This window comes from Hymenobacter aerilatus (assembly GCF_022921095.1).
In the GTDB taxonomy this organism is placed as follows: Bacteria; Bacteroidota; Bacteroidia; order Cytophagales; family Hymenobacteraceae; genus Hymenobacter; species Hymenobacter aerilatus.
In genome coordinates, this window is record NZ_CP095053.1 from 609,916 (window position 1) to 633,378 (window position 23,463).

The window sequence follows — 23,463 nt, forward strand, 5'->3', positions numbered from 1 at the left end:
AGCCCGCTCAACTGCCACCTCGTTGGCTGCTACCTGTCAAACGGTAATGTGCTCATAAAAGACAAGAAGCCAACTGTACAAACAGTTGGCTTCTTGTCTTTTATAACTTGCCAAATCTACCCTATACGGTTCTGGCAAATGCCCTAACCGCTTGATGCGCATTACCCTTGAGGGAAAAGGCTGCGGAGTGAGGCAACAAACTACTTCTTTGCCTCAGCAATTAGAGCGTCGTTCATTTTCACGTACTCGTCGTTCTTGGCGTTGGCGGCTAGCTTTTTCGACTGCTCAGCCGAGGCAATAGCAGCTTTCTTATCCTTCATTTTCAGCTCCAGCTTGGCCTGGGTGTGCAGGTTCCAAAACTTGGGGTCGGTAGCATTGGCCTTTTTCAGCCAAGCAAGGGCCTGTTTGTTGTCCTTGTTGTTGTCGATATAGTAGACGGCTGCAGCAGCAAGGTCACCGGCCGAGGCGCTGGCGTTGTTGAGGACCTTGTCGTTGATCTGGGCCATCACCTTGGTATCTACATCGGTCTTGATGCCGAATTTCACGCCCGTATTTTCCCATTCCAACGTCACGTTGGCCGTGGCGGGGGTAAGATCAGCAAAGTTTATCGTGAAGGTTTCATGCTTCTCCGTCACGCGGTAGGGCTTCACCGTGAACTTGGCCACGTTGTCTTCGTCCTTGAAACCATCTACATCAGCACCACGCTTGGTGTCTTTGCTGAGTACAATGGTCCAAGAATTTTTACCGGGTACTGAGTAAATACCGTATTCGCCAGCGGCTACTTTCTGCCCTTCCACCGTTACATCGTCCGAAAACTTGATTTTGGTAGTGGCATTGGCACCCGTGCGCCAGCGCACATCGTAGGGACGCAACGAGCCGAACACGACACGGCCCTTTGCACTGGGCCGCGAGTAGGTGATGCTTACATCCGTAAGGCCCACACGTTGCGTGATCGTGCTGATAGGGCTGGCAGCAGGCGTATTAATTTGAGCCTGGGCGGCAGCGCTCAACAGCAAACCCGTGGCAAAAAATGTGGCTCCCGCTACGCGGGTCGTTTTTGAAAGAGTAGTGGCAATCATAGGAAATGAAAAGCAAATAGAACGGGGCAAAAGTAGGGAAAACAGTGGCATCGGGTTACGTAGCGGCAAAACAAGTAGAACTACAAGATATTGCGCCCTACCCCGTGTCAGGTTAGCTGCCGTACGGGTACGCTATGCTGCGCCAATAGAGCTTCCACGGCCGTTGGGGTAGCGGGCAAGACCAAGCGGCGCAGATCGAGATAGTAGCAGGCAGCGTGGGTAGGGTAGAGCAGAAGCCAGTTTGGCCCCACGCGTATGGCCCGTTGTAGCGTACTCCAGGGAGTCCGAAATGTGCCAGTGGGGCTGTTGCCTTGTAGCTCTTTATCAGTTAGAATAAAGTCTGCGGGTTGCTGCAGCACAGTGTTTTGCTGGTAACCACGCCGTAGCTGCCGGCGCACTAGCGCGGCCCGCAGTAGCCCATACGCCACACCCACTACGAGCAGTACGGGCGTCGACCAAGTGGTAATATGGCCTTGTGTGTCCAGTAGCTCTAGCACCAAACTCACTGTCAGCAACGCCAGCCCTACCCCCAGAATCCAGTGGTTGCGCCGGGTAGCCGGTGCCGCTCGCCACAGCCGAAAATTCACCGCCACAAACTCATCGGCCGACATGGTAACGCTGGAAAAACAGATGGTCGGCATGAAGGGAGAACAATAAGTAAGAATAGAACGTCATTTCGACCAGCAGAAGAAATCTCGCGTGCTGATGCAGGTAGCACCTACTGGAACACGCGAGATTTCTTCTGCTGGTCGAAATGACGTTCCTGATAACGCATTTAACTCAGTTCAAACTGTAGCTTCAACAAATTAGCATACAGTCCATTATCATAATGTGCCAGCTCTTCGTGCGTGCCTTGCTCCACAATCTGACCGCTGTCAATGACCAGGATTTTGTCGGCTTTGCGGATGGTGGAGAGGCGGTGGGCAATGATGATGCTAGTGCGGCCTACCATCAGCTCGTCCATGGCGCTTTGCACCAACTTCTCGCTTTCGGAGTCGAGGGCGGAGGTGGCTTCGTCCAGAATCAGGATGGCCGGGTTTTTCAGGATGGCGCGGGCAATGGCGATGCGTTGGCGCTGCCCGCCCGAAAGCTTGATGCCCCGCTCGCCTACCAGCGTATCTAGCCCCTCCGGAAACGACTCGATGAACTGCCACGCATTGGCCTGCTTAGCCGCCCGAATGATTTCGGCATCGGTGGCTGAGGTGTCGCCGTAGGCAATGTTTTCGCGGATGGTGCCACCAAACAGGATGGTTTCTTGGGGCACGATGCCAATGTGGCGGCGCAACTCGGTAAGGTCGAGCAGAGCCGCGTCGCGGCCGTCGATGAAGATTTTACCGCCGCTCAGCTCGTAGAACTGCATAAGCAACTGCACAATGGTACTTTTGCCGGCGCCCGAGGGGCCCACTAGCGCCACCTTTTCGCCAGCCTGAATATCGAAGGTGATGTCCTTGAGTACGGCTAGGTCGGGGCGGGTAGGGTAGCGGAAAGCCACGTGCTGGTACGCGATATCGCCCCGAATCTGCAGGGGGGTAGCGCCGGGGCGGTGGGTAGGCTCGGCGGGCTCATCCAGGATTTCGAGGATACGCTCCGAAGAGCCCAACGTACTTTGCACCTTGCCATACAGCTCGCCTAAGCCAGCCACCGAAGCACCGATGAAGATGGTATACAAGGCAAACTGCGTGAGGTCGCCAATGGTCATTTGGCCAGACTGTACCAGCGTGGCCGCCCGCCACAGCACCAGCACGATGCCGCCGAACAGCCCAATGATTACAAACGACACAAACCCGCCGCGGTAGAGGTTACTGCGCAACGCAGCCCGCACGGTCTTCGTGAGGGAAGACGTGTAGCGCCCGGTTTCGAACTGCTCGTTGGTAAAGGCTTTCACCGTGTTGATGCCCTGCAGGGTTTCCTCCACTATCACGTTGGTCTTAGCTAGCTCGTCCTGCGTTGCCTTGGCTAGTACCCGTATTTTGCGCCCAAATACCATGGCCAGCACCACAATAGGCGGAAACGTGAGCAGCATAAACATCGACAGTTTCACCGACACCACCATGATAAACACGATGCCTGCCAGCAGCGTCGTCACTTGCCGGAACAGCTCGGCCAGCGTCAGCGAAAAAGAGTCCTGAATTACGCTCACATCGGAGGTGATGCGCGAAGTGATGGCGCCTACCCGGTTGCGCTCGAAGTAGGGGATGGGTAGGGTTACAAACTTCTGGTAGAGCGCCTGCCGGATGTCGCGCACCGTAAACTCGCTCACCTGCGTGAAAAACCAGATGCGCCCAAACGAGAACAGACCCTGAATCAGAATCAGCCCGGCAAAGGCCAGGGCAATCTGGTTGATGGTAACTAGTGTACCATTGGGTAGAGCCACCGGGTGGCCGCTGGCGGTATCAGCTAGCTTGCCAATAATCCAGGGGAAAGCCATGGTAGTGGCGCTGGACAGCGTGAGCAGCACCAGACCGATGATAAACTTGGTGCGGTAAGGCAGCGTGAAACGGAAAATGCGTAGCCCCTGCCGAAAGCTCTCCTTATTCAGCTTCACCTTCGGCGCATCGGTGCCGACGTCGTTGCCGCTGGTATTCAATCCACTTCGAGCCATTGTGTATGTAGTACTATCAGAGAGCTAAAAAAGAGTATCCTTTAGCGCTAATCATCTTGTTAATTATTCAAATTTCGGTTTGCCCTGCTCTACTTTCAGGTTCTTGGAGTTACCGAAGGGAACGGGCACGCGCACCAACACGGCCACCGGCTGGCCCTTGCGGGTAGCCGGCTTCCAGGCGGGCATAAGGGCCAGTACGCGCAGGGCCTCAGCGTCGCAGGCGGGGGAGAGGCTTTGCACCACGGTAGGGTTTTGCAGCTTGCCATCGGCTGCAATGGTGGCTTGCACTACCACATCGCCTGCCATGTTGCTGACGCGCGCCGCCTCCGGATACTTTACCTGTTGCTGAAAAAAAGTGCTCATGGCCTCGGCGCCGCCCGGAAACTGCGGCGCTACATCGGGACGGTTGGCAGCGGGGTTACGTTGGGCCTGCATTCGGCCGGCGCGCAACTCTACAGGCTGTTTGGCCGGCGGGGTAGGAGTTTGAGCCTGCACCATAATACCCACAAGTAACAGCGGGCAGATGAAGAACAGATGTTTCATAGCGGAGGGGATGGCCCGAAGTGTAGCTTCGGACCAGCGCGCAAAGGTACGCTACCCCTCAACAACCTCTACGCCGCAGGGTTCAATTCGCGGGTAGCAGTGGGACGAGAAATCAGCAGCAGGCCTAAAAAGGTGAGGATGCCGTTGAGTATCAGGATTTCAAAGCCGAACTCGTAGCCCCACCACGCTTTTGAATTGGCGTTGATAAACCACGTAATGAGCGGCGCCGCAAAGCATACGGGCAGCACCAGCCGGTCGTGCAGGCCTCGGCCGGTGAAGATACCGAAGGAGTAGAGCCCCAGCAGCGGCCCGTAGGTGTAGCCCGCCGCCTTAAAAACCGCCGTAATCACGCTCTGGTCGTTGATGGCTCGAAAAATCAGGATAATCACAATCAGCACCAGCGAAAAACCGAAGTGCGTGAGCTGGCGCAGGCGCTTCTGCTTTGCTTCGTCATACTGCTTGATATCCAGCATGTCCACGCAGAAAGAGGTAGTAAGTGCCGTGAGGGCCGAGTCGGCGGAGGCGTAGGTGACGGCAATGATGCCCAGAATGAACACAACGCCCGCGAACAGGGAGAAGTAGTTGGTGGCCAGCAGCGGAAATACGTTGTCGCCGATGACTTTACCGGTGTCGGGGTTGGTGGGTAGGGCAATGCCCTTGGTCGCGGCAAATTGGTAGAGCAGTACACCCAGCGACAGGAAAAATACGTTCACAATCACAATGGCGATAGTAAACCAGAACATGTTTTTCTGGGCATCTTGCAGGTTGCGGCAGCTCAAGTTCTTCTGCATCAGGTCTTGGTCGAGACCGGTCATCACGATGGTGATAAAGGCGCCCGAGGCAAACTGCTTCCAAAAGAATTTATCGTCCTTGGGGTCGGAGAAGTAAATCTGCGACATGGCGCTTTCCTTCACCGTTTTCACTAGGCCCGCAAAGCCCAGGTTCAGCTCGTCAGCCATCAGGTAAATGCTCACACCCACGCACACCAGCATGGCCATGGTCTGAAAGGTATCAGTCCAGAGAATGGTTTTGAGGCCCCCACGAAAAGTGTACAGATAGATAAGTAAAATGCTGACGGACACGGTAACGGCAAACGGTACGCCCAGCCCATCGAACACCGCAAATTGCAGCACGCCCGCTACCAGAAATAGCCGGAACGCCGCGCCTACCGCCCTGGAAACCAAAAAGAAAAAGGCCCCGGTTTTGTAGCTCCAGAAGCCAAACCGCTGCTCTAGGTAGGTGTAAATCGACACGAGTTGCAAGCGGTAGTAGAGCGGCATCAGCACAGTGCCAATCACCAGGTAGCCTACTGTGTAGCCCAGCACTACGGCCATGTAGCTCCACGCTTGCCCCTGCACCATGCCCGGAATAGAAATAAACGTGACGCCCGACAGCGAGGTGCCAATCATGGCAAACGCCACCATGTACCAGGGGGCGTTGCGGTTAGCAATAAAGAACGATTCGCTGGTGGCCTTGCGCGAAGTCAGCACCGAAATGATGACGAGCACTACAAAGTAGCCCGCAATCAGGCTGAGAATGAGGGTAGGGGACATGGTTGGTTTTTGGTTGTCGGTGGTTGGGGATTGGCTGCAAACCAAAACAGGCAATCCTTTCTAGCTCAAAGCTACTACTTAGGTAAAAAAAGAACGTCATTTCGCCCAGCGGGCGAAATGACGTCTAGTTAGCTGGCTATGGAGCCAAAAACCAAAAACAAGCAACCAAAATCTATTTACTCGTCCCTACCCAGCGTGCGTGTGCCGGCGTAGTAATACAGCTCAGCCAGCGACTTTTCGTAGTTGGCGCGCATGCTTTCTTGCTTGAGGCGTAGCTCGATGAGCTTGCTTTCGCGGGCGTTGATCAGGAAGATGGTGCTTTCACCCAGCTCAAATTTTTGGAGTTCGGCTTGCAACAGAATGCGCTGGTTGACAATTGTTTGTTCCTGCACTGCCAACTGCCGCTCGTAGGCTTTGAGGCCGTTGTATTTGGCACTGACCTGGTTGGCAATCATGCGGCGGCTGTTTTGTTGCTCTAGGTTGGCGTCCTGCACTTTAATGCGAGTTTGCCAAAGCTTGCCACGCTCTTTGCGCAAGAACAATGGGAAGGCAAAGTCGACGCCTACCTTATAATTGTCGCGGCCGAAATCGTAGTAGCCAGGCACCTCGGGGCGGTAAAAGTCGCCGCGGCTGAGCAGGTAGCCGCTTACGTTGATGGTAGGCTTCAGCAGCTCACGCCGGTAGCGCTCCTCGATGCCCAGCTGTCGAATTTTGGCGTCGAGCTTGAGCAGGGTAGGGTGGCGGTTGGCTGCAAAATCTTGCAACTCCTCAAACGCCAGGCTGTCGATTGTGCGCAGGGTAGGCAACTGAGGCACGGCGTAGGCGGGTAGCTCCGCAGGTTGACCGTCTTTGTTCCAGAGGTAGTTAGAGAGGAGCAGATTCGCATTTTGCTGCTCTACCTGTAGCTGCTCAAACTGTACCAAACGGTCCTGCACCGTAATCTGCGCCTCCACCGAGTCGATGGGGGCCTGGTCGCCCAACTGGGCGCGGCGGCTGGTACCCTGGAAGCGGGTTTCGGCCAGCTCTACCCCTTCCTGGATAAGCAGCATCTGCTGGTAGGTGTAGTACCACGTCCAGTAAGCCTGGGCTGCCTCCAGCCAAACTTCGTTGATTTGCTTCACCTGGTCGGCCTCGGCAGCGTTTACCATTAGCTTGGCCTGGCGCAACGTGCTTCGGCGGGCGTCAATCAGCAAGCCCTGCCCCAGCGGCACCGACAGGCCAGCAATGGCTAGACCTTTAAGCGGAGTACGGTACTCGGGGTTGACGTAGGTGCCCACCATGCGGTCGTAGCCTACCTTCAGGTCGATGCCACCCGGCCAGATAGGGACCTTGAGCTCATTTGCCCAGTTGTTATAGTAGTCGGTACCGCCGAATATTTTCCGATCGAAACCCGAGCCTATTTTGGGGTCGAAATTGCCGCGGGCCTGCTGCACCTGCGAGCGGGCGTCTTCGCTAAGCAGGGCCGCCTGCTTCACCACAGGGTGATTGGCAAATACCAGCTCGGCCAGATCCTGCAGCGAGAAAATGTGAGCGGTATCTACCGGCGGACGGTCCCGAGCCAGCTGCCGGGTTTGCAGAGGCGCAGGCTCCAGTCCCGGTGCTTGGGCCGGAAGCCGGGGCGTTTGGGCCAGCGTAGCAAGGGTAGGCAATAGGATAGCCAGCGGCGTAAGCCAACTAGTCAGCACTGAAAAACGAATCCTCATTTTTCTACTTCTTTTCGGCTTTCACAGGCGAATCGGCTCCGGGAGCGGCCTGTAGGCTGGGCGGGAAGCCATTGAGCTGTCGCCAGATTTCGTACCACACGGGTACCGAGTCTAGGATTACCCAGCCATATACCCCCGAGCCCAAGCGTAGCTGTTCCGGCCAGTGGTGGTCGTCATCGTTACGATGCTCAGGATGAGCCTCAGGACGCACCAGAATGCGGTATTTGCCGTTGGGGCTGTTCACTACGTCAATCACCGTGACGATGCCGCCAAAGGTACCCACGGCCACCGAAGGCCAACCCGAAAACTGTATCGCCGGCCAGCCATCAAACTGCAGACGCACTTGTCTACCCTTCTGAATCAGAGGTACATCCATGGGGCGTACGTAGATTTCGGCCGCTAATATGGGCGACTCAGGTTGCAGCGTAGCAACCGACTCGCCTTCCTTGATCGTCTCGCCAATACCTGCCTTGAGGGTACGCACTACGTAGCCGGTTTGCGGCGCCCGTACGATATACAGGCCCCGGCGCACCTCCACGTTGCTGATTTTGTTGCGCAGCGAGGCTACCTCCCCTTCCGATGACGCCCGACTGGATACGGCCGAGCTGCGGTCTGATAGTGTTTTGGCCAAGTCCTGCCCGTACTTGGCGCGCAGGTTACTCAGCTCAATAACCGCATTCGCCAGCGACTGACGCGAGTTCAGTAGCTTGTTGCGTTGCGCTGTTACCTTAGCCAAGTCTTCCTGCAACTTCAGGCGGCGCGTTTCGATATCAGTGAGGGAGAACAGACCGTTTTGGTAGCCGTTTTCGTAACGGGCTAAACGGGATTTAGCAATTTCATAGAAAGTGGTAACGGCCACCAAATCGGCGCTGTCGATGGAAACGTAGTTGCGGGCCTGGATTACCTTGTTGCGGGCCGATTCCAGCTGTACTTCCAACGTGGTGCGTAGAGCCACAAGCTGCTGGTCAGTGGCTTCTATCTTGGCAGTGTTGGCGAGCACATTGCCGCGCTTGGCCGCTAGTTGTTCACTCAAGCGCTCAGGCAAGTTGGGGTCAAAATACTCATCCTTGATTTCCGAGATAGTCAGGATGGTATCACCCTTACGCACAAATTCACCTTCGCGCACGGCCCAGTGCTCAATACGACCCGCAATCTGGTTCTGCACCGTTTGGGGACGGTCCTGAGGACGCAGGGTAGTGAGAGTGCCCGTGCCGTCAATCGTCTGGCGCCAGGGTAGGAACAGGATAATCAGGAAGATGATGCCCACGGCCAGCATCACGCGGCCTATCGTACGGCTACCCCTAGGGACAAGCAGTTCTTTCCGGGAGCGTTGGGGTTGCTCCTCCCATACCAGTTCGTCTACGTTTTGATTGGATAGATTAAGCATGGGTTCCTTCCGTCTTTTTCTCGTCCAATGGGAGGTCGGTTACGGCGGCTAGTTTCTCTACCCCCGTTAGCATATCAAATACGGTGCTCACGCCAGTCATTAGCTTTTCAATAGAACCGCTGATCTGCACAATCAGGACCTCGGCGGCCACAAACTGGCCCAACGTCATCTGCCGCGATACCACGAACAGCGTGCCAGCAATCAGCAAGCCGGCTGTAAGTACGGTGCGCAGGCCTACGCCCCAGCGGTAATAACTTTTCAAGACCCGAAAATGGTCGTTACGGGCATTCAGGTAATCGGCTGTTAGCTCGTCGGTACGAGCTAAGGCGCGCTGCTGTTCTTCTTTGTTGTTCCGAAATTTGGGCAACTCGCGGGCTACCTGCTCCAGCCAGTCCACCGTTTCATATTTGAACGCCGATTCCTCTATGCTGGTGCGCAAGGCACGGCGGTAGTTCATGACGTAGATGAACACCAGCATAATGATGGTGAACAGACCGAAAGCAATGAAAATAGGGTGGTAGAAGGCCAGCACAATTACCCCAAACAGAATCTGAAACCCTGCAAACATTAAGTCAATCAAGAACTTAGTGAGGCTTTTCTGTACTGTCAGAATATCGAAGAAGCGGTTTACCAACTCCGGCGGGTTTTCCCCTTCCAGCGCTTCGGGCTTAATGCGGGGTAGGCGGTAGGCATATTCAATGGCTGCCTTAGCAAACAGCCGTTGCTCAATAGCCTCCACAAGCATCATCTGCCCAATCAGCAAAATGCCGCCCAGCAGCACCCCCAGCACTACGACCGCAATCAGGATATACGTGTTGCTGAAGACAGCCCCTGTCGAAACCAGGTTGAATACGGCCTGGGTACCCAGGGGTAGGGTAAGGCCAATGAGACCTGTGAGAATAGCAAAGAACAGAATGTACCGAATGGTTTCACGTTCTGTGTCGAGCATGCGCGTAAGGCGCTGCCACGGGGTAGGGGGCGGGAGGTTGGTCGAATGAGACTTAGAAGCCATGGAAAAAGTAAGAAAAGGACGGGCTACCAGAAGGCACGTAGCTGGTGCGGTATCGCCTACTCTGCTGACTGCACCGCAGCCAGGAGCGGATGTTCAGCTATAGTTCAGTTTCAACAACTCATCTTGTAAGGCTGCCAAACGAGAACTTTTTTACTTACGAACGTCAAATTTACGTCGCTCATTGGAAAAAGTCATATTAATTTGCATTAAAATGATATTAAAAGCTGCTTTTAATTATAAATATTGTATTTTTCACGTTGGTCAGTATCTCAATTACTGATAGTTAGAGAACCGTAAGCGGGGCGTTGTTACAGAAATCCTGATAGCACTAAAGCCACTCCCGCCAGCGTAGTAGCTCGCCCACGGCTGGCGCGTGCAACTCGGCGCGGAGCATACCGCCAGCAGCTATTTCTTCTAAAAGGCGTAGGGGCTCCGAAGCTGGTTCATCGCTCAAATCAAAGGTGCCGTAATGCATGGGCACTACGTGGCCGGCCCGTAGTATGTTGGTCGCCTTAGCCGCTTCGTGAGGGTTTACGTGGCTCATCTCCATCATAAACGGAGGCTTATAAGCGCCAATTGGCATTAGCACGATATCCAAGGGGCCAAACTGTTTTTCAATGGCTTCAAAATGACCGGCCATAGAGGTGTCGCCGGCAAAGTAAAGGGTGCCGCCCTCAGGCATACGCAACAAAAAGGAGCCCCACAATACCTTGTTCTCGTCGAACACGCCCCGCCGGTGCCAGTGCGAGGCCGGTAGGTAGAAGAGTTCCAGCGGCGCATGTGGGCCTAGGTGATACTGCTGCCACCAACCGGCTTCCTGCACGGCCAGGGTAGGGGCCATGCCGCGCAGCAACGGCGCCATGCTCAGGGACGAGAGCACCTGCATGTGCGGATTCTGGCGGGCCAGCAGCTTCACGGAAGCTTCGTCGAGGTGGTCGCGGTGGCCGTGGCTGAGCAGCAGGTAGTAGATGCCCGTCAGGTCTTGGGGGCGGCAGGGTAGGGGGTGGCGGCGCTGCAGCCCAAAGGAAGAAAACAGCACCGGATCGGTGAGCAGCGTGATACCGCTTACCCGTAGCAGGAAGGAGGCGTGTCCTAGCCAGACCAGTCCATCGGCATCGCTCCGCAGAAACTCCGTGCAGTCTACCACAGCCGGCGCCCAGGTATCGGCTTTTTTCTCAGCCTTCTGTGGGTTTTCGGTGAAAAACTTCCACCGGAATACGTTGGCAAAGCTGGGCTCATACAGTTCTTCGCCGTTGCAGTATTTTCCGCCAATTATCTTATTGCCAGGGTAGTTGGGTAGAATGGTCGCCAGCTTTTCGTTGCGACGGTAGGTAGGGCGGGAGGGCATAGGAGGGGAAAGAGGAATGCGCTAGTAAACACAACCGCCGCGCCCCGGAAGGTTCCCGAAGCGCGGCGGTTGAAGGTCAGAGTAACACTACAAAACTGGCGTTGTGTTGATGGTGAAAACGCTTATGTGTTAGAAACCGAAGCCCGGCCCGTACAGCGGCGCGTAGCCTACGCCTCTGGCCATCCGCACCCCACCCGAAACCGTCAGGTTTTCGGTGAGGCGGTAGTCGGCGCGCATGCTCATACCCTGGCCCATGTTGCCAAATCCCGCGTAAGGATTGACAGTAGGCGACATATCCTTCCAAGCTGTGCCCGTGAGAGCTAGGCGTGGGTTTACCAGGTAGGTACCGCCGCCGTAGATCAGGTAGTTGTTGCTAATAGCAAAGCGGTTGCCGAGAGCATCAGCAGTAGTCGAGCCTTCATTCCGCGGCGCGTTGTAGGCCGTGTTGACGAACGTACGCATGTACGTCATGCCCCCAAATACAAAAAAACGCTTGCCCAACTGGTGTGTCACCCGCGGGCTGATGTGCATAGCCGAGCCCAGCCCACCCGCGAAGGTAGTACCGATATTGAGCTGATACGAGGTGCGGTTAGCGTGCAGGCCAATCAACGGTGCTTCTGCCTCGGCAGCCATGGGAACCTGGGCCAGCAGTGACCCAGCCGATAAGAAAGCAATAGCGAAGGGTAGGGTACGACGTAGCATTGAATTGTAGAAGGTAAAGCCCGTACGTTTAGTTTCGACAAGATACGCAACTACCGCGCAAACCGGCTAAACTTCAACGCAAAACAGGTCGCCACGCGTAGCATGACGACCTGTTGAAGCCAAACAAAGCGGGTAGGACGCCTAGTTTATGGGAAGATGCCCAACGCTTGGTAACTCACGCCTATTTTCTCAATAGCCGCATAGAAGGCCGCCGTGCGCAGATCCGTGATACCCGGTACTTGCTTCATTACGTCCCTGATTTCATGGTAGGCCGTAATCATGGTGTCTTCCAAGCCCGAGCGCACCAAGTCAATCTCGTCGGCACCGTGGATGATGAGAGCCCGCTCCCGCTCGCTTACCATTTTGCCGGTAGTTTGCTCAATGGTCATCACCAAGCGCTTCATCGAAGCTTCTTCGGCCCGCTTGCCCATGCGGCCAAAGCGCACGTTCGACAAGTTTTTCAGCCACTCGAAGTACGAAACCGTTACGCCGCCAGCATTCAGATAAAGGTCGGGCAGGATAACTACCCCGCGTTCCAGCAGAACCTTCTCAGCTTCTTGGGTGGTAGGGCCGTTGGCACCTTCGGCAATGATCTTGGCCTTGATGTTTTTGGCGTTGCCCTCGTGAATCTGATTTTCCAGCGCAGCGGGCAACAGCACGTCGCACTCGTACTCCAACAGTTGCAGCGAGTCTTCGAAGTCCTGAGTGTCGGGGTGGAAATTGAGGATAGAGCCCGTGCTGGCACGGTGCTTAAACACTTCCTCTACATCCAAGCCTGCTGGGTTATACAGGCCGCCTTCACGCTCGGCTATGCCCACAATCAGGGCTCCTTCGCGCTGGCAAAAGTGAGCGGCGTGGTAGCCCACGTTGCCCAGGCCTTGCACAATAATGCGCTTGCCAGCCATACCGCTGGTTAGTCCCAGCTTCTTCAGCAGCGACTCGTCCTCCAATAGCTCGCGCAGGCCGTAGAAAATGCCTAGCCCTGTAGCTTCTGTCCGCCCCCTGATGCCGCCCTGGCCCACAGGCTTGCCGGTTACGCAGCCCAGCGCGCTGGTATCACCATACTTAAAGGTAAGGTAGGTATCGGCAATCCAAGCCATTTCACGGCTGCTGGTGCCATAATCAGGCGCTGGCACATCCATGCCTGGCCCAATCAGGTTCTTTTTAATCAGCTCGCTGGCGTAGCGGCGCGTCACGCGCTCCAGCGTTTGCACGGAGCTGGTACGTGGGTTAATTTTCACCCCACCCTTGGCACCACCGAACGGCACGTCTACCAGGGCGCACTTAAACGTCATAAGTGTTGCTAGCGCCATCACTTCTTCCTCATCCACGTGGATGCTGTAGCGAATACCGCCTTTGCTGGGAAGCTTGTGGTGGCTGTGCTGCACCCGAATGCCTTCGAACACCTGCACGTGCCCGTCCACTTCCACCGGGAAATTTACTTTATAAATGCTGTTGCAGGTCCGAATCTGACTTAGAATGCCAGGATCGAGCTTCGAGAAGCTCGCCGCGTGGTCGTAGAAGTGCAGGACGCTTTCGTAAAAGTCCTTGCCCTTCACCAAGTGGTTGCTCATGGTACTGTGAGTTGGTGGGAAGATAAATATGAAGACAGTATACACGCAAACGACCAATTAGTGGCTTGCGTTGTGTAGCTGCCTAGCGCAAAGGTCGGGAGTTAGGAAATATAGCTGAGTGGAGTACGTGCAGGCACACTACCTGCCGATAGTCGCATACAAAGAAATTGAGAAGACAGGAACTTAGGAAATAATCTGATTTTGTACTAAAAAAGTAAATTGTATTTAGATATAAGTAATCAACTATAAGTTATTGTTTGTGAGGTATTGATTGAATATTTTTAACCTGAAAGCTTTCGGGCAGGCACAGTATTTTGTTGGTAAAGTACTATAATTATACTTTTAAGTGATGTTGGTATGACACAACGTATATTTTGTTGTTCTCTTCTGAGTATTTGCTTGATGGCAGCTACTGGAAACGCTCTACCCCCGTTGCAAGCAGGCGTAGCAGAAAGCGCTCAAGTGCTAGTGCCCAGCATCGCATATGGTCTCACGGCACTATACTTCAACAATAGTACGCTGGCAGGCAAGCCAGTACTGCAGCGTCGTGATGCTGCCCCCAACTTTGACTGGGGTAAGGATGCGCCAGCACCCACTGTATCAGCCGACTACTTTTCGGTGCGGTGGCTGGGCTTGCTTACGGCGCCTATCACGGGTTCTTACTCCTTTTCGGTTCGCCCCGACGAGCGGGTGCGGCTATGGGTAGGCGGGCAGAAAGTACTAGACACCTGGGATGGTACTGGTCAGACACAGCCACAGGCCTACATAACGCTGGCTGCTGGCGAAACTACATCGGTGAAGTTGGAATACCATAGTGAAGAAGGGAGTGCGCACGTGCAGCTACAATGGCTTCCCCCTGGTCAAGCCCGACAAGCTATTCCCGTTCAATGCTTTTCTGCCGAAAGCAACCCAAGTGTGGTCGCAACAAGTACCAGCACTAAGTCACAACATCCGAGTGCGGCCAAGCACAAGGTGGCTACGGTTCCGCCAGCAAAGGCTGCCCCGTCCAAACCTGCAGCAGCTAAGCCAACTCTCGCAGAGCTAGCAGGCGTATACGTGTTGAAAGCGCGCACAACTGGGCAGCCGCTGGCAGTTGCCGACGAGCGTCAGCTCACGTCCGCTGAGGATGCTGTAGCTCCGCACTGGCGTATTGAGCCAGCTGGTCAGGGATATTACCGCGTAGCAGTGCAAGGCGGTACCAAAGTGCTGGAAGTCTTAGGCAGCTCGTCTTCTAATGGTGCCGCTCTCAATCTGTGGCCCTATTATAGTGGCAACAACCAGTTGTGGCAGATCAAAGAAGCCGGCGACGGCTATTATACACTGATAGCTAAGCACAGTCGAAAAGCACTCACAGCTAAAGTACCAACTGAGGGCGGCATGCAACAATGGCGTGCAAATGGGCACGAAGATCAGCAGTGGCGGCTAGAACCAGTAAAAGACGAGGCAGTTCAACTGACCTCTGCCAGTACACCGCTCGTTGGGAACGGTATTTACAATGTTAGTTTATCACCAAACCCATCCAACGGCACCTCGCAACTGCGCTACCAGTTGCCAAATGCAGTACCCGTGGGCTGGGTACTGTATGATGCGCGTGGCATCGTGGTCCGCACCTCCGACTACAGGCGGGCAGCTAGCGGCATACACCAACAAACGCTGGCGCTATCGGCCCTACCCAGCGGTGACTATCAATTGCATCTCACTGTGGGCACTATCACTACCACGCAGCCCATTCTGATTCGTCATCCATCTGCCGAGACACGGACGGAAGCGGAATAGCCTACTTATTGTATCTCGAAGTGGGAGGGGAAATTAACGGTGTAGCTATCAAATGTGCATCCTGCAATGAATAAGGTGTTAGATATGAATAATATTAGCTAGTAATATTTAATAAATTATAAATTTAAAAGGATTAAATATTATAAATGTGTTTTTGGCTTGGTTTTTATTGTGTTTAGTTATGTTTCCAAATCAGGCTTAACGAGATAGCATTTATTAATAAAATGCTATTTTAACCAAATCCCGTACATTCTTCTCACTATGATGCGACACTTACTCTTTTGTTCTCTGGTAGGGATGCACCTGTTTAGCCATGCCGAAGGTGCGTTTGCTTCTGTTAAGGGGGCTACAAGCAAAGAATTTCAGCAGCTGGTGGTGCCAGCGCAAAACGGTACGCCCGGCCTCACGGGGTGGTATTTCGGTAATAGCACACTGGCAGGCAAACCTATCCGTCAGCAGCAAGATGCCGCACCTAACTTTCAGTGGGGAAAAGATGCTCCGGCACCCACTGTGCCAGCCGATTATTTCTCGGTACGTTGGGAGGGCTTTCTAACGGCCCCTACCACCGGCGCGTATTCCTTCGCTGTGCGCGCTGGGGAGCAGGTACGGTTATGGATCAATGGTCAGAAAATTCTGGATACCTGGGACGGTCAGAGCCTCACCGAGTCAGATATCTACGTGAACCTTGCTGCTGGCGAATCAACGCCCATCAAGCTGGAATATCATAGTGAGGAAGGTGACGCGCACGTACAGTTGCAATGGACTACTCCAAAGCAGGTACGCCAGGCTATTCCTGCTGAAGCTTTCTCGGCCGAAGGATTTGTGATGGCCTCAGTGCCAGCGCCAGCATCAGTAGCGGCTCAGCCAAAGGTAGAAGTGGAGGTTTCCAAACAAGCCATAACGCGTAAAGCCGGAATGCGCCTGCCTAAAGGTGCTGTGGCCACTCCGGCTGTTGCATCCATGTCGGGTGTATACCGTCTGAAAGCTCGCAATGACGGCCAAACGCTGGCTGTAGCGGAGCAACAAGCCACTGGCAGAGCGGCCGCCGACGCAGCTGCCCCTGAATGGCTACTCGAATCAGCTGGTAACGGCTACTACCGTGTGTTTGTGCAGGGTAGCAATAAGGCGCTAGAGGTGCTCGGCAACTCTTCTTCCAACGGCGCTGCTCTCGACCTGTGGCCTGCCTACAAGAGTGATAATCAGCTGTGGCTGATTCACGAAGCAGAAGATGGATACTATACGCTGGTGGCTAAGCACAGCAGCAAGGCCCTAACGGCCAAAGAAACGTCGGAAGGCGGGTTGCAGCAGTGGCGCTACAACGGCGGCGCCGATCAGCAGTGGAAGCTAGAGCCCGTAGCGGGCGCCAAGATCAGCACCAAAGCCACGCCACTTGTGGGCAACGGCGACTATAAAGTGCACGTGTATCCCAACCCCTCAAACGGCATCTCGCAGCTGCGCTACCAATTGCCTGGGGCCATGCCCGTAGGCTGGGTACTCTACGACACCCGCGGTGTAGCCGTGCGCTCCTCCAACGCTCGTCAGCTGAGTGATGGAGTGCATAACCAGACACTGCCTTTCCTGGAGTTGCCCTCAGGCAACTACCAGTTGCATCTCACCGTGAATGGTATAACCACTTCGCAGCCCATCATGATCCGTCACCCCAAGGCAGAGTCTCAGGGCGAAGCACGGGTACAAACGGTGGAGCCTATGCAGATTGTGCAAATGCAGGCTAGCCGGTAAGGTAGTTGGCTTACAGATGCCAAGAGGGGCACTACTGGTTTCGTATAATTACGAAACCAGTAGTGCCCCTCTTGGCATCTGTAAGCCTATCAATGTCGGGATAGGATCAACGGGGGGTAGAGAACCAGCAATAATCAGGAATGAACTTGCTGCTCATAACACGTTATCAACTGGGTTGCGAGGCGAGCGGGGGAGAATCGAGTTTGGGCGTATTGGTAGCCTTGCTCTCGCATGTGATCTGCGTACGCCGGGTCAGTTAACACTTTCTCGATGGCGTGTGCGAGTTGCTTGGGGCTGGTAGGATCTATATAACAAGAGGTGGGGCCGCCTGCTTCCGGTAGGGCTGAGGTAGAAGAGGTAATAACAGGTGTCTTGCACAGTAGCGCTTCAGCTATAGGTAAGCCAAACCCTTCGTACAGGGAGGGGTAGATAAGGGCTGAGGCGCCCTGGTATAGCGCCTGAAGTTGCTGAATGTCTACTAGGTTTTCCAACCAGTGTACTACATCTTCTAGGTTTGCTTGCGCTAACAGGTGTTGTAACTGCTGTTTATGACGCTTTCCTTTGCCCACTAGAACAAGCGGCACTCGCAGGTCTGTCGGCAAGTGTTGGTAGGCACGGAGTAGAGTGGCAATGTTCTTACGAGGCTCTAAGCTGCCTACCCCCAACAGGTAGGGTGTTGTTATACCCAGCTGTGCTATGGTGCTAGCTACTTGCTCAGGTGGTTGCTGCTGATAATATATAGGGTCGCAGGCTTGGTAGATAACTTTAATTTTGGCTGGGTCTACCCGGTAGTGTTCCACCAAATCCCGCTTTGTATGCTCGCTGATGGCAATGATTTGCGTTGCATGATGGCAGCTGTAGCGTACTTTTTGATCGTAGATAAAGCGCTCAACAGCGCCATACCACTGCGGATAAACTTTAGAAATAACATCGTGCATGGTCACTACGCCTGGGATACCCGCACGCGCAAGCCCCACAGGCAACTCGTGGCTCAACCCATGATATAGTTCAATATGGCCTCGCGTTAACTGTTTCACTACGCCATAGCTGCGCCATAAGGACCGGAAGGAACTGCTAGGTACGAACGTAGTATACTGAGCGTCTTCCAGAAAGGGCTGTATAGCCGGATGTTGCCGGATGGCAGGCGTATACAAATGGTACTCATGCTCGGGGTGAAAGCGCGCTACATCCTGCACCAACGTGCGGCTATAATTACCCAAGCCGGTAAAATTGCCAAACAAGCGTTTGGCATCGTATCCAATTCGCATACTGCAAAGAAGGGTAGGGTGGCAGTACGCTTATCACCTGTTGGCAACAGGTGATAAGCTACATGTGGTGAAAACTTATTTCGCTTTGCTTCCCAGCCATGCGTTGCGGTAGGCCTTTATTTTTTTCGTGACGGCTCGTTTGTCGGCTTCGTAGGGTAGCACTTCCAGGGTAGGATCTTCGGTGAGTGTGAGTTGGGCGGTGCGCTCTTGTCCCCGCGAGCGGTACACCACGGGGATTACGTCGCCGGGTTTGTGGCGGGCCAAAAGGGCACCGTAGGCTGTGCGGTTAATGATAGGCTGACCGGCCAACTTTACGATAACATCTTCACGGTCGAGGCCAGCCTGATACAGCGGACTGCCTACCAGGGTAGTAACTGGTATGGTAAGGGTGCTATCGGTGTTGAATAACAGCCGATTGGCACCCAGGCTGGCCTGGCCGGCATGCGCTTTCCGTACCACGAGACCCGCCGGGGCCAGCAGCTTTTCGAAATCAGGTAGGGTATGCCCATAGATATGCTGACGGAAAAACTGCCCGGCAAAAGCCGTGTCGCGGGCCACTTCGCCCAGCACGCGTTGCAGGTCGGCAGTGGTGTAGGGGCGGGCTGGGGCGTAGTTTTGCTGCTTGCTACCATATTGCTGCCACAGAGCCCGCATATAGGTATCGAGGTCAGTTTTGTGGTCCTGGCGCAGCAGCATATCCAGCGCCAGCGCATTGGCCGCGCCAATGTAGTAGTAGGAGAGATAGGTATTTGCGCGGTTGTTGGGGTCGATGCTGACAGCAGCGTCCACAAAGGGGGCCTGTTGGCTCATGTACACTGGCGAGTAACGCGCTGCTCCCGGCGAGTTCAACATGGCATTCACCACACCCGACAGGGCTTCGTCGCAATATTGCTGGTCGGTGCTGAATGCGCCGGAGCGGCGCAACAGCAGGTCGCCGTAGTACTGCGTGAAGCCTTCAGCAAACCACAGGTTGCTGCTCATGTTGGCCTGCTCGAAGTTGAACGGTTCCAGGTCCTGCGGGCGCAGGCGCTCCACGTTCCAGCTATGGAAAAACTCGTGCGATACTGTACCCAGGTTGTCCAGCGCTCCTTGGCCGCGCAGGGGGCGGCTGCTGGTGAGCGAGGTGGAGTTGCGGTGCTCCATCCCATCACCGCTGGTTTGGGGTAGGTAGTTGGCAATGAAGGTGTAACGACCAAAATCGTAGTCGGGCAGCGTGCCGAACACGGCAGCGGCCTCCTTCACTATACCTTTGGTTTTGGTCACAAACTCGTCCAGTTCAGCGGCAGTACCATCGTGCAGCACTTGCATTTCGATGGTCTTGCCCTGCTCCTGCCAGCTACGTACCTGCTGCGCCCCCAGAGAGGTAGGCGAATCCATGAGGTACTGAAAATGCGGCGCGTAATACGTGTTGCCGGCCGACTCGGGGCGCAGTTGGGTAGCTGCTTTCCACTCGGCGGGCATAGCAAACTTCACTTCCACTGGCCGCTGCTCCAAGCCCCGGGCAAAGACTAGTGTGGCGGGCATATTCAGGTGAGCATGGCGCCAGTCGATGCCAGCGTACGTGCCATCAGTCCGGTCGCCAAACAAGGTGTAGGTGAACGTGACGGTGCCATCGTGGCCGGCTACCTCCCAGCCGTACGGATCGGGATGCGTGACAGTGAGCGGCTGGCCGTTGGCGTTGGTGGCGCGCACCTCATATACGTTCTTGGCAAACTCGTGCAGCGCGTAGCGACCCGGCGAGGAACGGGCCATCCGTACCTGCAATGGGGTAGTGGGCAGATTTGTGAAGGTGGCAGTTATCTGGGCTTCGTGGTGAGCGGCGTTTGGGAAAGCTACCGTGTAGCGTACGGGGGGCGGGGTGGTTTGCGCAACCACGGGTTGACAGAACGCCAGCGGGAAGGCCAGTGCCAAAAGAAGAGTAACAGATGTTCGCATAAAGAACTGCTCAGATGAGGAAGTTGTAAAAATAAGCGTTCCGCCCAGAACGCGCCCTGCTTAATCCGGAACCCACTCTGTAAACACCGTGGCCTCCATCATCCGCCCAAACAAAAAAGAGCGTTGCTGCGGCCGTAGACCTACTGTAGCCAGCGCCTGTTGTATAGGCGGAAGGCGTTGGGCCGAAATGCCCGCCGTGAGTCGGAAGAAACGGTACATCACTGCTAATAGCCCATGATGCCACCAGCGGGTAGGCGTCGTGAAATCGGCAAGCAGCCAGGGGGCACCGGGGCGCCGGGCCGCGTTGAGTTGCTGCACGATGCGTTGCAACTCACTGGGCGCAAATAGGTCGAGCAAGAAAAAGGTAAGTACCGCATCAAACTGCTCTGCGGGGAGCAGCGCGGCTTCGGTGCCCCACCGAAACACAATCTGCCCAGACCGCTGTGGCTGGTGTTGTTGCTGCCACGCCTGGGCCTGGGCCAGCATCTGAGCCGAGGCCTCTACGTAGAGCACGCGGGCCTGGGGGCACTGCTGCCAGATGTCACCTAAAATCCAGCCCGTTCCGCCTCCAACAATAAGAAGGTGCGGCGTACCCGGCGGCAGCCCTGCTAGGGCCGTCTGCTGGGCGCGCCGCAAGGCCCGGCCAAACACCAGCCGGGCCAGCGCATCATAAAACGGCGCTACAAAGTCGAAGCCTTTCAGAGGGGTAGGGGTGAAGGTGGTAGAGAAGGTAGGCCGTTTATGACCCATGCATGGCGAATAACCGTATTTGAATGATGCCGTGAGCAACGTTAGACGCTAGACTGTAAAGATGGCTGGCAAACGCATACTATCGGGTAGTCTTATTTTTGGTTTGCTTACATGACCAATTCCTTTCGGCGCCTGCTGGCGGGCATCACGCTATTTATCACCGAGTTTGCGCTGACATTGGGCCTGGGCGTGTTGGGTGTGGTGGCGTTTCTGGCTATTGGCCGAGAGGTGTTTGATGAGCACGCGGCTCCCTTCGATGAGGCCGCTTTCCGGTGGGCGCAGGATGTACTTGGCCCTACTCACCTGCAGTGGGTAGAGGTACTCACGTTTTTTGCCTCGCGCAACTTTATTGTAGCTGCGGCTCTGGGGCTGATCGGGTACTTCTTGCTGGTGCGGCGGCACCGATGGTATTCGCTGCTGGTGCCGGTGGTAGCATTGGGTAGCATCACGCTCAACCTGCTGCTGAAGAATTTCTACCAACGCCCCCGGCCGTTGTTGCCGTTGGTATCGGCCTCTGGTCTGAGCTTTCCCAGTGGCCACGCCATGATTTCGGCTTCGTTCTACGGCCTGCTCATCTACCTGGCGCATACACACGTGGCACGCCCTACCCTACGCCGGAGCCTGATGGCGGGGCTAGTGCTGCTGATTCTGCTTATTGGCCTCACCCGCGTGTACTTGCGTGTGCACTACGCTACCGATGTACTGGCGGGCTACGCGGCGGGGGTAGTGTGGCTGCTTGTTGCTATTCCGCTGCTGAAACGACTAGAGAAAATCGTAAAAAAACGCTTCAAGCACAATCCGCAACTCGCTGAAAAACAGCCTTTGTGATGCTATAATGAGGTTTTTTACGATGTTTTTCAAGAAAAATGTTGCGCAAAGAGAATTCGCCGTTGTATCTTTGCAGCATCAAACAACTACCGACAGGGTGGTTTTCTGAGTAAACATGTTGCGCTTGTGGCGAAATTGGTAGACGCGCTGTCTTCAGGCGGCAGTTCCGCAAGGTGTGAGAGTTCGAGTCTCTCCGAGCGCACTCAAAGCCGACCCCTCACCGGGTCGGCTTTTTTGTTTTCAGGCTGGGCGTATTGCAGCGGATAGTATCAACTACAGCGGGCGTTGCGTAAGGATACGCCATATGAGAAAACGTCTGCACGAGCGTCTGGCTGCTTTAGCCGGACTGATTACGCTGGAAGTAGCGCTGGCTGGGCTGTTCTTTTTGGGGGCTTTTGGGGTGTTTTTTTACCTCACACGCATTGTATTCATACAGCGCTCTGCTGCCTTCGATGATTGGGCCTTTGCGCAGCTGGATGCCGTGCGGGCAGCCATGCCGGAACTTACGGCCTGGGTGCGCGGCATCACGTTTTTTGCCTCCTTGCCTTTTCTGGTGGTGGCAGTGTTGCTCATACCGAGCTTTTTGTTGTGGCGGCAGCGGCGGCGTGAGGCTCTGATAGTTTTTTTGGCAGTAGCAGGGGCCACCGTGCTCAACCAACTGCTGAAGCTACATTTTCAGCGCACTCGTCCCAGCTCCGCCCTGATTCCGCAGCCGGGCCTGAGTTTTCCCAGTGGCCACGCCATGATTGGCAGCTCTCTGTATGCGGCGCTGGCTTGGTTGGCGTGGCGCCATGGCCAGCGTGGTATAGCCGTAGGGCTGCTGGTGTGGGCCGCGCTCATTGGCCTCACTCGCGTGTACCTGCACGTGCACTACGCCACCGACGTGACGGCAGGTTTTGCGGCAGGGATAATCTGGATGCTACTTCTGCGCACCATGCTGCGCTGGCGCCGGAGGCCAGGCTAGCCTGGGCAGGCGATGGTATAGAAATAAAAAAAGCCACCCCAAACTATGTTTTGGGGTGGCTTTTCGGTAGTGAAACGGCAAATGCTGCCTACATGGTAGTAGAGCCCGTAGTGCCGGCTGTAGTCGTCCCGGTTGTGGTAGTGCCTGCGGTAGTACCAGCCGTGGTACCCGTAGTGGCGCCATTCATAGTACCGCTGCTGCCCGTAGACGTGCCAGTCGTGCTAGTGGCCGCGCCGTCGCCCGACATGGTAGAGGTACCATCCGAGGGCATCGTAGACATGGTTGTGTCGGCATTCATACCCGTATCCGAGTTCATTGTTGGATTAGAATCCGTGGTGCCGGTAGAGGTAGTAGAGGTATCCGTAGAAGTGGAATCGTTGCCACAGCTAGAGAGCGATAGGGTAGCGGCCGTAACTGCGGCAGCGAATAAGAAGGAGCGTTTCATGAAAAGAATGTTTCTGGTGAGAAAGAGTAAGTATTGCTAGCTGCTAAAACCAAGCACTTCGTTGCTGCCATATACTTGTACAGCTTGTTGGTGCGCAGTGTGTTGCAGCCAGGCAAAATCTGTAGTCTTAACGGTCGGATGTTAATTCGGTTACTAATTCGAAGTATATAATTACTTCATTATGAGTTTATTGTTGAGCTGTGTGCGTACAAGAGACACTCTTTTGAACTGGGGAAGAGCGTTGCCGATGTTGT

General features: G+C 55.0%; 19 protein-coding genes and 1 tRNA gene. 5 read left to right on the top strand and 15 right to left on the bottom strand.

The genetic code is table 11. The annotated features are described in order from the left end of the window. Positions 1-200 precede the first annotated feature (200 nt). The 11 genes from MUN82_RS02545 to MUN82_RS02595 all read right to left on the bottom strand — a co-directional run bounded on the left by MUN82_RS02545 (position 201) and on the right by MUN82_RS02595 (position 13,503). Positions 201-1,079: a DUF2911 domain-containing protein gene (locus MUN82_RS02545; protein ID WP_245094740.1), complete on the bottom strand. Its 879-nt coding sequence runs from the start codon at positions 1,077-1,079 to the stop codon at positions 201-203. A gap of 107 nt (positions 1,080-1,186) precedes the next feature. Next, positions 1,187-1,720, bottom strand: a complete 534-nt coding sequence (locus MUN82_RS02550) for a hypothetical protein (RefSeq protein ID WP_245094741.1) — start codon at positions 1,718-1,720, stop codon at positions 1,187-1,189. A gap of 134 nt (positions 1,721-1,854) precedes the next feature. Beyond that, on the bottom strand, positions 1,855-3,681 hold the full coding sequence (locus MUN82_RS02555) for an ABC transporter ATP-binding protein (RefSeq protein WP_245094743.1): 1,827 nt from the start codon (positions 3,679-3,681) through the stop codon (positions 1,855-1,857). A gap of 63 nt (positions 3,682-3,744) precedes the next feature. After that, complete coding sequence (locus MUN82_RS02560; RefSeq protein WP_245094744.1) at positions 3,745-4,224, bottom strand: energy transducer TonB; 480 nt, start codon at positions 4,222-4,224, stop codon at positions 3,745-3,747. A gap of 68 nt (positions 4,225-4,292) precedes the next feature. Further along, positions 4,293-5,777: a sodium:solute symporter gene (locus tag MUN82_RS02565; protein WP_245094746.1), complete on the bottom strand. Its 1,485-nt coding sequence runs from the start codon at positions 5,775-5,777 to the stop codon at positions 4,293-4,295. A gap of 176 nt (positions 5,778-5,953) precedes the next feature. Then, the gene (locus MUN82_RS02570) at positions 5,954-7,480 is read right to left on the bottom strand and encodes a TolC family protein (RefSeq protein ID WP_245094748.1); all 1,527 of its coding nucleotides are present in this window, start codon (positions 7,478-7,480) and stop codon (positions 5,954-5,956) included. A 4-nt stretch (positions 7,481-7,484) separates the two neighbouring features. Next, the gene (locus MUN82_RS02575) at positions 7,485-8,867 is read right to left on the bottom strand and encodes an HlyD family secretion protein (protein ID WP_245094750.1); all 1,383 of its coding nucleotides are present in this window, start codon (positions 8,865-8,867) and stop codon (positions 7,485-7,487) included. Continuing rightward, positions 8,860-9,879: an ABC transporter transmembrane domain-containing protein gene (locus MUN82_RS02580; RefSeq protein ID WP_245094751.1), complete on the bottom strand. Its 1,020-nt coding sequence runs from the start codon at positions 9,877-9,879 to the stop codon at positions 8,860-8,862. The genes MUN82_RS02575 and MUN82_RS02580 overlap by 8 nt, the downstream gene beginning before the upstream one ends. Positions 9,880-10,207: 328 nt before the next feature. Then, positions 10,208-11,227, bottom strand: coding sequence for an MBL fold metallo-hydrolase (locus tag MUN82_RS02585; protein ID WP_245094753.1), 1,020 nt, complete (start codon positions 11,225-11,227; stop codon positions 10,208-10,210). Positions 11,228-11,356: 129 nt separating this feature from the next. After that, the gene (locus MUN82_RS02590; RefSeq protein ID WP_245094754.1) at positions 11,357-11,929 is read right to left on the bottom strand and encodes a hypothetical protein; all 573 of its coding nucleotides are present in this window, start codon (positions 11,927-11,929) and stop codon (positions 11,357-11,359) included. 146 nt (positions 11,930-12,075) lie between these two features. Continuing rightward, on the bottom strand, positions 12,076-13,503 hold the full coding sequence (locus MUN82_RS02595) for a Glu/Leu/Phe/Val family dehydrogenase (protein WP_245094756.1): 1,428 nt from the start codon (positions 13,501-13,503) through the stop codon (positions 12,076-12,078). A gap of 402 nt (positions 13,504-13,905) precedes the next feature. Between MUN82_RS02595 and MUN82_RS02600 the strand changes: the two genes are divergently transcribed. Both MUN82_RS02600 and MUN82_RS02605 read left to right on the top strand, forming a co-directional pair. Next, entirely contained in the window at positions 13,906-15,279 is a 1,374-nt protein-coding gene (locus MUN82_RS02600) for a PA14 domain-containing protein (RefSeq protein WP_245094757.1), read from the top strand. A gap of 261 nt (positions 15,280-15,540) precedes the next feature. After that, positions 15,541-17,019, top strand: coding sequence for a PA14 domain-containing protein (locus MUN82_RS02605; protein ID WP_245094759.1), 1,479 nt, complete (start codon positions 15,541-15,543; stop codon positions 17,017-17,019). Positions 17,020-17,153: 134 nt separating this feature from the next. Here MUN82_RS02605 and MUN82_RS02610 read toward each other — a convergent pair whose 3' ends face one another. The 3 genes from MUN82_RS02610 to MUN82_RS02620 form a co-directional block, all read right to left on the bottom strand. Beyond that, positions 17,154-18,287: a glycosyltransferase family 4 protein gene (locus MUN82_RS02610; protein ID WP_245094760.1), complete on the bottom strand. Its 1,134-nt coding sequence runs from the start codon at positions 18,285-18,287 to the stop codon at positions 17,154-17,156. A 75-nt stretch (positions 18,288-18,362) separates the two neighbouring features. Beyond that, a complete protein-coding gene (locus MUN82_RS02615; protein ID WP_245094762.1) occupies positions 18,363-20,222 on the bottom strand; it encodes a M61 family metallopeptidase in 1,860 nt (619 codons plus the stop codon). A gap of 60 nt (positions 20,223-20,282) precedes the next feature. Continuing rightward, the gene (locus MUN82_RS02620) at positions 20,283-20,972 is read right to left on the bottom strand and encodes a methyltransferase domain-containing protein (protein ID WP_245094764.1); all 690 of its coding nucleotides are present in this window, start codon (positions 20,970-20,972) and stop codon (positions 20,283-20,285) included. A 111-nt stretch (positions 20,973-21,083) separates the two neighbouring features. Between MUN82_RS02620 and MUN82_RS02625 the strand changes: the two genes are divergently transcribed. From MUN82_RS02625 to MUN82_RS02635, 3 genes are all read left to right on the top strand, one after another. Next, a complete protein-coding gene (locus MUN82_RS02625; RefSeq protein WP_245094765.1) occupies positions 21,084-21,800 on the top strand; it encodes a phosphatase PAP2 family protein in 717 nt (238 codons plus the stop codon). A gap of 120 nt (positions 21,801-21,920) precedes the next feature. Next, positions 21,921-22,002: transfer RNA gene (locus MUN82_RS02630), tRNA-Leu, on the top strand. A gap of 102 nt (positions 22,003-22,104) precedes the next feature. Continuing rightward, on the top strand, positions 22,105-22,764 hold the full coding sequence (locus MUN82_RS02635) for a phosphatase PAP2 family protein (RefSeq protein ID WP_245094767.1): 660 nt from the start codon (positions 22,105-22,107) through the stop codon (positions 22,762-22,764). Positions 22,765-22,852: 88 nt separating this feature from the next. On the opposite strand, the gene MUN82_RS02640 is transcribed toward MUN82_RS02635, so the two are convergent. After that, a complete protein-coding gene (locus tag MUN82_RS02640) occupies positions 22,853-23,209 on the bottom strand; it encodes a hypothetical protein (RefSeq protein ID WP_245094768.1) in 357 nt (118 codons plus the stop codon). Between the last annotated feature and the right edge of the window lie 254 nt (positions 23,210-23,463).